11 protein-coding genes and 1 pseudogene are annotated in these 9,854 nt (G+C 73.4%); 7 read left to right on the forward strand and 5 right to left on the reverse strand.

What is annotated here, in order from left to right:
* Positions 1–13: 13 nt before the first annotated feature.
* Positions 14–490 carry a thioredoxin-dependent thiol peroxidase gene (gene bcp, locus C1I93_RS24140; protein WP_111245577.1) on the reverse strand — a complete coding sequence of 159 codons (477 nt, stop codon included), beginning with the start codon at positions 488–490 and terminating at the stop codon, positions 14–16.
* A gap of 157 nt (positions 491–647) precedes the next feature.
* Between bcp and C1I93_RS24145 the strand changes: the two genes are divergently transcribed.
* From C1I93_RS24145 to C1I93_RS24160, 4 genes are read left to right on the forward strand one after another with little or no spacing between them, the layout of a single operon-like run.
* Entirely contained in the window at positions 648–1,364 is a 717-nt protein-coding gene (locus C1I93_RS24145; RefSeq protein ID WP_111245578.1) for an energy-coupling factor ABC transporter permease, read from the forward strand.
* Positions 1,361–1,807: a PDGLE domain-containing protein gene (locus C1I93_RS24150; protein WP_111245579.1), complete on the forward strand. Its 447-nt coding sequence runs from the start codon at positions 1,361–1,363 to the stop codon at positions 1,805–1,807. Before C1I93_RS24145 ends, C1I93_RS24150 begins: the two co-directional genes overlap by 4 nt.
* 5 nt (positions 1,808–1,812) lie before the next feature.
* Positions 1,813–2,583 (forward strand): cobalt ECF transporter T component CbiQ, encoded by a 771-nt coding sequence (gene cbiQ / locus C1I93_RS24155; RefSeq protein ID WP_111245580.1) that lies wholly within the window; start codon positions 1,813–1,815, stop codon positions 2,581–2,583.
* The gene (locus C1I93_RS24160) at positions 2,580–3,353 is read left to right on the forward strand and encodes an energy-coupling factor ABC transporter ATP-binding protein (protein WP_111245581.1); all 774 of its coding nucleotides are present in this window, start codon (positions 2,580–2,582) and stop codon (positions 3,351–3,353) included. The genes cbiQ and C1I93_RS24160 overlap by 4 nt, the downstream gene beginning before the upstream one ends.
* On the opposite strand, the gene C1I93_RS24165 is transcribed toward C1I93_RS24160, so the two are convergent.
* Genes C1I93_RS24165 through C1I93_RS24180 form a run of 4 tightly spaced genes read right to left on the reverse strand, consistent with a single transcriptional unit; the run spans position 3,325 to position 6,299 of the window.
* Positions 3,325–4,497, reverse strand: coding sequence for a hypothetical protein (locus C1I93_RS24165; RefSeq protein ID WP_111245582.1), 1,173 nt, complete (start codon positions 4,495–4,497; stop codon positions 3,325–3,327). The two genes, C1I93_RS24160 and C1I93_RS24165, sit on opposite strands and share 29 nt — an antisense overlap.
* A complete protein-coding gene (locus tag C1I93_RS24170) occupies positions 4,494–5,210 on the reverse strand; it encodes a DsbA family protein (RefSeq protein WP_111245583.1) in 717 nt (238 codons plus the stop codon). Before C1I93_RS24170 ends, C1I93_RS24165 begins: the two co-directional genes overlap by 4 nt.
* Positions 5,203–5,691: a MauE/DoxX family redox-associated membrane protein gene (locus tag C1I93_RS24175; RefSeq protein WP_111245584.1), complete on the reverse strand. Its 489-nt coding sequence runs from the start codon at positions 5,689–5,691 to the stop codon at positions 5,203–5,205. The genes C1I93_RS24170 and C1I93_RS24175 overlap by 8 nt, the downstream gene beginning before the upstream one ends.
* On the reverse strand, positions 5,688–6,299 hold the full coding sequence (locus C1I93_RS24180; RefSeq protein WP_111245585.1) for a sigma factor: 612 nt from the start codon (positions 6,297–6,299) through the stop codon (positions 5,688–5,690). Before C1I93_RS24180 ends, C1I93_RS24175 begins: the two co-directional genes overlap by 4 nt.
* A gap of 212 nt (positions 6,300–6,511) precedes the next feature.
* Here C1I93_RS24180 and C1I93_RS24185 point away from each other — a divergent pair, with 212 nt between their 5' ends.
* The 3 genes and pseudogenes from C1I93_RS24185 to C1I93_RS32695 form a co-directional block, all read left to right on the forward strand.
* A complete protein-coding gene (locus C1I93_RS24185) occupies positions 6,512–8,176 on the forward strand; it encodes a copper resistance CopC/CopD family protein (protein WP_111245586.1) in 1,665 nt (554 codons plus the stop codon).
* Positions 8,177–8,189: 13 nt separating this feature from the next.
* Positions 8,190–8,957, forward strand: coding sequence for a YcnI family copper-binding membrane protein (locus C1I93_RS24190; RefSeq protein ID WP_111245587.1), 768 nt, complete (start codon positions 8,190–8,192; stop codon positions 8,955–8,957).
* A 669-nt stretch (positions 8,958–9,626) separates the two neighbouring features.
* Positions 9,627–9,854: pseudogene (locus tag C1I93_RS32695) on the forward strand (hypothetical protein); the annotation flags it as partial.

Consider the following 9,854-nt stretch of genomic DNA (forward strand, 5'->3'; position numbering starts at 1 on the left):
GGGCGCGGGTGGCTCAGTCCAGGCCGAGGTCGCGGCGGAGCTTGGCGACGTGCCCGGTGGCCTTGACGTTGTAGAGCGCCCGCTCGATCTTGCCGTCCTCGTCGATGACGAACGTCGAGCGGATCACCCCGGTGACGGTACGACCGTACGACTGCTTCTCGCCGTACGCGCCGTAGGCGGTCAGCACGGCCTTGTCGGCGTCGGCCACCAGCGGGAAGGTGATCGCGTCGTGCTCGCGGAACTTCGCCAGCTTCTCCGGCTTGTCCGGCGAGATGCCGACCACCTCGTAGCCCGCGGCCTGGAGCGAGGCCAGCGAGTCGCGGAAGTCACATGCCTGCTTGGTGCAGCCGGGGGTCATCGCGGCCGGGTACGCGTACAGGATGACCTTGCGGCCGCGCAGGTCGGCCAGGGTGAGCTGCCCGCCGGCATCGGTCGGCAGGGTGAATTCGGGGGCCGGATCGCCGGGGGCGAGGCGCACGGGTGCGGTCATGGCCCGACCCTACCGCCACGCGCCGCCCGGCCCGGCTGGCACGCCGCGCCCCCGTCCCGGCCACGGCCAGGCTGTTGCCAGGTATTGGCAACAGCCTGTGGTGAGAAATAGGCTCACCCGTGCCGGCGAGCGTGCGCCCACCGGCACGGGAGGTCATGTGGAAACCCTGGCCATGCACATCTCCAACGGCATCATCAACGGCCCGGTCGCCGCGCTCTTCGCGGTGATCGCGCTGGCGGCGATGGCGTACTGCGTCCGGCGCGGCCGGCAGGACCTGGACGACCGGCTCGCACCGATGGCCGGCCTGGTCGCGGCGTTCATCTTCGCCGTGCAGATGCTCAACTTTCCGATCTTCACCGCCGGGGTCAGCGGCCACCTGCTCGGCGGCGCACTCGCCGCCATGCTCGTCGGCCCCTGGGTCGGCGCGCTCTGCATCGCGGTGGTGCTCGTCGTGCAGGCGCTCGTCTTCGGCGACGGTGGCGTGGCCATGCTCGGGCTCAGCATCACCAACATGGCCGTGATCGCCGTCGCGGTGGGGTACCTGCTGATCGCGCTGCTGCTGCGGGTGCTGCCGCGTACCCCCACCGGGTTGGCCGTCACCGCCTTCGTCGCCGCGCTGGTCAGCGTGGTCGTCGGCGCGATGGGCTTCGTGCTGCAGTACTGGCTCGGCGGCACCGCCGACCTCGGCGGCAACCTGGCCGGGCTGGCCGGGACGATGGCCGTGTTCCACCTGTTCATCGGCGTCGGCGAGGGCCTGATCACCGCCGCCACGGTGGTCACCGTGGCGAAGGTCCGACCCGATCTGGTGTACGCGCTGCGCGCCCTGAAGCCGGCCGCGCCGGCGACCGTCGTGACCGTCGGAGGTGTCCGGTGAGGAAATGGGGCTTCGTCGTCGGTGGGCTGCTCGTCGCTCTGCTGCTGGCCGGAGTGGTGAGCAACTTCGCCTCACCGCACCCGGACGGGCTGGACTCGTCGCTGCGGGAAGGCTGCACCGTCGACGTCGACGGTGAGATCACCGGCGGCAGGTGCCCGGCCCAGCAGGAGCAGGAACACGAGATCGGCGGGCCACTCGCCGACTACGGCATCGCGGGCCTGGACAACGAGTTCCTCTCCACCGGACTCTCCGGCGTGCTGGGTGTCCTGCTCACCTTCGCCCTGGCCGGTGGCGTGTTCTGGCTGCTCCGCCGCCCCCGCACCGGGCCCGCGCCAACGCCGGCCGGGCCGCGCGACGCGGCCCCGTCGGACACCTCCGTGCCCGCGCCGGCCGGGTCGCACGAGGCGGACCGGCCGGACGCACCCGCGCCGAGCCAGGGATAGCACCGATGGGGGCCGGACACGCACACGTGCTGTACCGGGAGTCCGGCTCGCCGGTGCACCGGCTGCCACCGGAGGTCAAGATCGCCGCGATGGTGGCGTTCACCGTCGCGGTGGTCGCCACCCCGCGCGAGGCGATCTGGGCCTTCGGGGCGTACGCGGTGCTGGTCGCGGTGGTGGCCGGGCTGGCCCGGGTGAGTCCCGGGTGGCTGCTCACCCGATCGGCGATCGAGCTGCCGTTCGTGCTCTTCGCCTTCGCGTTGCCGTTCCTCGGCGCAGGCGAGCGGGTGGACCTGCTCGGCCTGAGTCTCTCCGTCGAGGGCCTCTACGGCGCGTGGAACATCCTCGCCAAGGGCACCCTGGGTGTCTGGGCGTCGCTGCTGCTGGCCGCGACCACCACCACCCGGGACCTGATCGTCGGGCTGGACCGGTTGCGCTGCCCGCAGATCCTCACCCAGATCGCCACCTTCATGCTGCGCTACCTGGACGTACTCGTCGGCGAGGCGCGCCGGATGCGGGTGGCCCGGCTGTCCCGGGGCGACGATCCACGGTTCCTGTGGCAGCTGCGCGGCTTCGCCGTCGGCGTCGGGGCCCTCTTCCTGCGCGCCTTCGAGCGGGGCGAACGGGTCTACCTGGCGATGCTGTCGCGCGGCTACACCGGCCGGATGCCTGCGGTGTGGCAGACCGCGGGCGCGGCCACCACCGCGCAGTGGCTGATCGCGGCCACCGTGCCGGTGCTGGCGGGCACCGTCGCGGCCACCGCTGTGCTGCTGACATGATTTCGGGTGTGCCGTCGACCGCGCCCAGTCTCGACGTCCGTGGCGTCCGCTACGCCTACCCGGACGGTCACGTCGCCCTACACGGGGTCGACCTGACCGTGGCCCGGGGCGAGCGGGTGGCCCTGCTCGGCCCGAACGGTGCCGGCAAGACCACGCTCGTGTTGCACCTCAACGGCATCCTCACCGCCACCGAGGGCAGCATCGCCGTCGGTGGTCTGCCGGTGAGCACCGACCGGGCCACCCTGGGGGAGATCCGCCGGCGGGTGGGCATCGTCTTCCAGGATCCTGACGATCAGCTCTTCCTGCCCACCGTCGCCGAGGACGTCGCGTTCGGGCCGGCCAACCTCGGGCTGCGCGGGCCTGAACTCGCCGCCCGGGTGGACGAGGCGCTGGCCGCGGTGGGCATGTCCGAGCACCGCGACCGCGCCCCGCACCACCTCTCCTTCGGCCAGCGCCGCCGGGTGGCGGTGGCCACCGTGCTCGCCATGCGTCCGGAGATCCTGGTGCTCGACGAGCCGTCGTCGAACCTGGACCCGGCGGCCCGGCGGGAACTCGCCGCCATCCTGCGGTCCCTGCCGGTGACCCTGCTGATGGTCACCCACGACCTGCCGTACGCGTTCGAACTCTGCGATCGTTCGGTGATCCTCGACGGTGGCCGGATCGTGGCCGACGGGCTGACCGCCACCATCCTCGACGACGAGCAACTGCTCGCCCGGCACCGCCTCGAACTGCCGTACCCGTTCAGTCCCTCGCTGCGTCCACGGCCGTAGCCGCCGGAGCGGGCCGGGCCGCCCGACCGGCGGCGTGCAGGCGCAGCACGGCGGCGGCGAGCGCACCGGCCCCGGCCACCATGACCACCACGACCAGCAGCCGGGCGGCCGTCGCCGGCCACGGCACCGGCGGCACGGACCTGCCGAAGACGGCGGCGTTCGTCACCCCGGCGAACAGCGCCAGGCACGCCCCGACCATCGCCAGCGCGAAGTCGCCGTGCGGCAGGCGGGCACCAGCCGCCGTCGCCGTCGGGCGCAGCGTGGCACCCGCCACCGGCACCGCCGTCCGGCGCGGCGCGGTGCCGGCAATCACCCATCCGCCGGCCGCCAGCGCGGCCAGTCCCGCCAGCAGCGGCCACACCGGGCCGGTCAGCAGGCCCGCCAGCACCGCGCCGACCCCGTCGGCACCGGCGTCGCGGACCCGACCGACGGTGAGCAGCACGGCCGCCAGCCCACCACAGATCAGCAGCCCACCCAGCCCGGCCAGCACCCGCCGACCGGGTCGGGAGGCGGCCGGCAACAGCCCTGCCGCACCGACCGCGAGCGCGCCGAGCGTGACCACCACCCACCAGGCGTACGCATCCGGCGGTGGCACCCAGTCCAGGGTGCCCCGGATCTCCCGTGGCCCGTCCGCGGCGCGCAGCGGCACCACCCAGTCGCGTACCCGGTGCTCCCGGTCGGGCGCGGCACGAACCTGGGCCGGCGGTCCCGCCTCGCGCCACAACGTCCGCTGGTCGTGCCAGCGGGCGGTCGGGCCGTCGTCGACCCGCCGCCAGTTCGGCGCGGCGGCCGGATCGACCTCGGCCGGCAGCACTGTGTCGCCGGCGATGGTCCGATTCAGGTACGTCGCGGGCGAACGGGTGTTCTCGAACACGCCGTCCGGGCCCACCCGCAGGTACGGCTCGCCCGAGTAGCCGATCACCTCGACCGGCTCGCTGCCGGTGTTCGTCAGCTCCAGCCGGGCACCCGCCTCGACCACCCGCACCCGCAGCTGCCCATCCGCCGGCGTGACGGCGGTGACCTCGGTGCGGTAGTCGCTGCCGTTCGGCGCGTCCGCACCGTGCGCGGCGGCCGGGGCGGCGGTGGTGAGCAGCGCGGCGATGGTGCCGGCGAGCAGCAGCCCGGCCCGGGTGAGCCTGGTCACCGGCCGGCCGCCTCCACCGCGGCGGTGATGTTCTCCGGCGTCCAGTCCTGCACCTGCTTACCGTCGACCATGATGGTCGGCGTGCCGGTGACCTTGGCGCGATCCGCCTCGTCGGTGACGTGCCGGGTCCACGAGGTGTACTTCCCGTCCCGTACGCAACTGCCGAAGGCGTCCCGGTCCAGCCCGACCTCGACACCGATGTTGATCAGCTCGTCGTTGCTGAGCTGGGCCCCGTTCTCCGGCGGCTGCTGCGCGAACAACGCCTTGCCGAACTCGGTGAACTTGCCGCCCTCGGCGGCGCAGCCGGACGCCGCCGACGACCGGGTGGAGTACTCGGTGCTGGAGAAGCGGTTCAGGTAGGCCACCGGGTGGTACACCACCCGCACTTTGCCGTCGCTGATCAGCTGGTCGATGGTGGCGCCGCTGGTCTCCTCGAACCGCTTGCAGGCCGGGCAGAGATAGTCCTCGTAGATGTCGACGGTGACCGGGCCGGAGCCGACCACGATGCCGGTGCCGGCGTCGTTGGCGCCCGGCGGCGCGGTGAACTCGCCGGAACTCTGGCTCTTCCAGACGCTCCAGCCGATCAGGCCGGCGATGACCAGCACCACCGCCGCACCGAGCGAGATCCACAGCGTCCGCTTGCGGCGGCGTTCGGCGGCCAGCTGCTGCCGGACCACCCGGGCCGCGTCCTTACGTCCCTTGCGACTACTCATCCTCGTCCTCCACCGGTTCGCCCGTCAGCGCGCCGTCCACCGAGACGGCCGTGCGGGGCCAGATCAGCAGGAACCCGGCCAACGCCAGGAAGCCCAGATCCCGGAGAATCTCCGGGAGATAGCTGGGGTGCTGCCCGGCCGGCAGCTCACCGCCGGTGCCGAAACAGCCGCAGTCGATCGCCAGGCCGCGCGACCAGGCCGAGGCGATACCGGCGATGAACACCAGCAACAGCGCCGCGGAGACCCCGGCGACCAGTCGGGTGGCCAGCCCGAGCAGCAGCAGTACGCCCAACGCCAGCTCGACGAAGGGCAGCGCCGCGCCGACCGCCGTCGCCACCTCGTACGGCAGGACCTGGTACGCGTGCACGGAGCGGCCGGCAGCGGCCAGGTCGCCGACCTTCGTGGCACCCGCATAGAGCCAGACGGCCGCCAGTCCGAGCCGGACGGCGAGTCCGACCCAGCGCAGCCAGCCGCCGTTCACCCCGCCAGCGCCTCACCGATCGAGTCGACCAGGTCGGCGCGGGCCCGGGCCACCCGGGAACGGATGGTGCCCACCGGCACCTTCTCCACCGCCGCCGCCTCGGCGTACGACAGGCCCAGCAACTGGGTCAGCACGAACGCGCCCCGCCGCTCGGCCGGCAGCCGACTGACCAGGTCGGCGGTGCCGAGGTGCCCGGCCGGGTCGGGGTGCGGCAGGTCGGTGTGCGCGTGCGCGGTGAGCCGCTGGTCGAGGCGGCGCCGCCGGACCACCGTACGCAGATGGTCGGCGCAGGTCCGTCGGGCGATGCCGAGCAGCCAGGTACGCGCGCTGGAGCGCCCCTCGAAGGCGGGTAGCGCCCGCAACGCCCGCAGATACGTTTCCTGGGTCAGATCGTCGGCGCTGTCCGGATCGACGAGGGCCGCGGCGAACCGCCACACCTCGACCTGGGTGGCCCGGACGAACGCGGCCTGGGCGGCCGGGTCGCCGTCCCGAGCAGCCAACGCCCACCGGGTGACCTCGACACCGGCCGGCTCGATGGGCTCCGGCGTGCCGTCGTCGGCCTCCGTCGGGTCGGCGGTGGCGGAGGTGTCGCGCGGAGCGGGGATCACGACAACTCAGGTTACGCTGCGCCGTGCTGAGCAGCAGGGTCCTTCGACCCTTCCATGGCCTGCGACACGTCGGGAACTTTTCCGGCGTACCGACCGACTATCCGCCCATGACCCCCGACCCGGCGCCCGCGCGCGTGTCCGCGCGCGGCGCGGGCGGTCTTTGCCATTCGCAGCCGACGATGGCTCGCCTTCCGGGGGTGTTTTCGGCGAGCATGGCGGTCATGACTGCCGCCCTCCGCCGCCGTCCGGCCCGGCTGACCGCCGCCGTCGGTCTGCTGGTCACCGTCGTCGCCCTGCTGCTCGCCCCGGCCGGCCCGGCCAGCGCCCACGCCGTGCTGGCCAGCAGCAGTCCCGCCGCCTCGACAGTGGTGTCCACCGCCCCCAGCGAGGTGGTGCTCACCTTCAGCGAACCGGTCCGCAAGGTGCCGGACCGGATCCGGGTCATCGCGCCGGACGGTTCCCGCGCGGACCGGGGCGACCCCGCCTTCAGCGACAGCGTGGTCACCATCCCGGTCGACCCGTCCGGCCCCAACGGCACCTACCTGGTCACCTACCGGGTCATCTCGGCCGACAGCCACCCGGTCTCCGGGGCGTTCACCTATTCGGTGGGCGCACCCTCCGAGCCGCCGGTGGACAGCGGCGACGACGGCCGGGCCGACCCGACGGTCAGCACCGCGATAAAGGTCGCCAAGTTCGTCGGGTACGCCGGACTGCTGCTGCTGATCGGCCCGGCGCTGGTGCTCGCCCTGCTCTGGCCGCGGCGGCTGTCCCGGCGCGGGCCGGCCCGCCTGGCCTGGACCGGCCTCGGGCTGGTGGCGCTCGCCACGGTCGCGGTCACGCTGTTGCAGGTGCCGTACACCAACGGTGGCGGCCCCTTCGACATCACCGGCGAGGGGCTCAGCCTGGTGCTGGGCAGTGTCTTCGGTGCCGCGCACCTGATCCGGCTGGGGCTGCTGGCCGCGGCTGCGGTGCTGCTGCGGCCCCTGCTGGCCGGGCCGGTGAGCCGCACCGACCTGGTGATCCTCGGTGTGCTCGGCGCGGGCGCGTTGCTCACCTGGCCGATGGCCGGGCACCCGGCGGCCTCACCCGCCCCGGCCGTGTCGGTGCTCGTCGACGCGGTGCACCTGGGTGGCATGGCGGTCTGGCTGGGTGGGCTGGTGATGCTCGCGGTGTTCCTGCTGCCCCGGGCGAACGAGCGGGAACTGGGCGCGATCCTGCCGATCTGGTCGCGGTGGGCAGCCCTGGCCGTGTCGGCGCTGCTGCTGGCCGGCATCGTGCAGGCGCTGATCGAGGTGGCCACCCCGGCGGCCCTGGTCGGCACCACCTACGGGCGGCTGGTGCTCGCCAAGGCGGGCCTCTTCGCGCTGGTGATCGGGGTGGCCGCGTACTCCCGCCAGCTGGTACGCAAGCGGATCGCGGCCAGCCGTCCCGCGCCGGTACGCCGGGCGATCTGGGCGGAGCTGGCGATCACCGCGATCGTGCTCGGTGTGTCGGCGACCCTGGTGCAGACCACCCCCGCCCGCACCGCCTCGTCCGACGTGGCCGCCACCGGGACCGACGCCTTCAGCGCCACGGCCGACAGTTCGCTCTACTCCATGCGGGTCGAGGCGGTCCCGGCCCGGCGCGGCAACAACTCGGTGCACTTCTACGCGTACACCCTCGACAACCGACCGCTGCCGGTCGTGGAGTGGAAGGCCACCGTGGCGCTACCGTCGGCCGGGATCGAAGCGATCGAGATGCCGCTGCTGCCGCTCACCGACAATCACGCCACCGGAGAGATCAACCTGCCGGCGGCAGGGGAGTGGCAGCTGCGGATCACCGCCCGTACCACCGAGATCGACCAGGCGACGGTGACCGTCACCGTGCCCATCCGATAGGAAGGTCCCATCCATGATCCGTCAACGGCGTACCGCAGGCGCCGCCGCCGCCCTGACGTTCGGCGCCGTCGCCATGGCCGTGCTCGGCTTCGTGCCCCCGGCGTCGGCCCACGTGTCGGTGAACCCGAGCGAGGCGACCCAGGGCGGCTACGGCCGGTTCGCGTTCCGGGTGCCGAACGAGAGCGACGAGGCGTCGACCACCAAGCTGGAGGTCTTCCTGCCCGAGGACGCCCCGGTCGGCTCGGTCTCGACCATGCCGGTGCCGGGCTGGACGGTGGCGGTGGAGAAGCGCAAGATCGATCCGCCGGTGCAGGTGCACGGTGCCGAGATCTCCGAGGTGGTCGCCAAGGTCACCTGGACGGCCAGCGCCGACGCGGTGATCGCCCCGGGCACCTTCCAGGAGTTCCCGATCTCCGTGGGCCCGCTGCCCGAGGTGGATCAGATGGTCTTCAAGGCGCTCCAGACCTACTCCGACGGTGCCGTGGTGCGCTGGATCGACCCGCCAGAGCCGGGCGGTGAGGAGCCGGCCGCGCCCGCGCCGGTGCTCACCCTCACCGCTGCCGCGCCGGAAGAATCGCCCGCACAGTCACCCGCCCCGGCGGGCAACGCCGCCGAGAGCAGCGACGACGACGGCGACAACGGACTGGCCGTCGGGCTCGGCGTGGCCGGCCTGGTCGCCGGCCTCGGCGGGCTGGTGCTGGGCGGGTTGGCCTTCACCCGTACCCGCCGGGAGAACGACACCGCCGCCCGGACCGACGCCGCCACCCCGACCACGTCCTGACCCTCACCGCCTCGTGGGCCCGCCGGGAAGCTGCCCGGCGGGCCTGCCCGTTTTTTCCCCTCCCTCGCCGTGGATATCCGCTGTTCAGCGCCGGGTCGTCGGTAAGGTCGGCCGGGTGTCTGGCTACGGAGGGGGACAGGGCGGATGCGTTTCGTGTGGGCGCTCGTCGGAATGCTGCTGCTGGCTGTCGGCACTACCGCGCTTGCCGGCGCCGCCGCGCTCGGCCTGACGACCGGCCGCGCCGCCCCCGACGGGGTTTTCACCGCACACATCGAGAGCGTACGGACGCCAGGACACGCCGTGGTGGTCACCGACCTCGACGCGCTGGTACGCCGGGAAGTGCCGTTCGCCGGTGGCGGACCGGCCCGATTCCGACTGGATGCTCGTACGCCCGACGGGCCGGCCTTCGTCGGGCTGGCCCCGGCCGACGAGGTCCAGCGGTGGCTGGGCGCGGCACCACGCGCCGTGGTCCAGCGGGTGGCGCTGGCCAGGGGAGCGCTGCCGGTCCGGCTGGAACAGGTCACCCCTGCGGCAGGCGCACCGCCGACAGTCCCGGCCGCCCCCGCCGCCCAGACCTTCTGGGTGCGCGCCGGAAACGGCGTGCTCGAATGGAGCCCCGCCGACCTGGCCGGACGCCGGCTGAGCCTGGTGCTGATGCGCCCCGACGGCGGGACCGACCTGGGTCTTGACCTGCGCGCCGAGCTGCGTGCCGGGTGGGTCGCCCCGGCCACCTGGGGCTTGCTGACCGGCGGGATCCTGCTGATCACCCTCGCCGCGCTGCTCCTGCTCCGCCCGATCCGCCCCCGCGAAGTGATCTTCGTGGTCGAGCCGGATCAGGTGCCGGTGCTCGCCGGCCGGCTCGGAGTGAGTTCACTGAGCGGTCTCGGCACCCCACCC

Origin of the sequence: Micromonospora endophytica (genome assembly GCF_003236305.1) — a bacterium.
In the GTDB taxonomy this organism is placed as follows: Bacteria; Actinomycetota; Actinomycetes; order Mycobacteriales; family Micromonosporaceae; genus Micromonospora; species Micromonospora endophytica.

What these genes read in the sequence shown, in the direction of transcription:
- C1I93_RS24170 (WP_111245583.1), bottom strand. Translation starts at nt 5,210, where the DNA reads ATGAGTAGTCGCAAGGGACGTAAGGACGCGGCCCGGGTGGTCCGGCAG.
- bcp (WP_111245577.1), bottom strand. Translation starts at nt 490, where the DNA reads ATGACCGCACCCGTGCGCCTCGCCCCCGGCGATCCGGCCCCCGAATTC.
- C1I93_RS24160 (WP_111245581.1), top strand. Translation starts at nt 2,580, where the DNA reads ATGATTTCGGGTGTGCCGTCGACCGCGCCCAGTCTCGACGTCCGTGGC.
- C1I93_RS24190 (WP_111245587.1), top strand. Translation starts at nt 8,190, where the DNA reads ATGATCCGTCAACGGCGTACCGCAGGCGCCGCCGCCGCCCTGACGTTC.
- C1I93_RS24185 (WP_111245586.1), top strand. Translation starts at nt 6,512, where the DNA reads ATGGCGGTCATGACTGCCGCCCTCCGCCGCCGTCCGGCCCGGCTGACC.
- cbiQ (WP_111245580.1), top strand. Translation starts at nt 1,813, where the DNA reads ATGGGGGCCGGACACGCACACGTGCTGTACCGGGAGTCCGGCTCGCCG.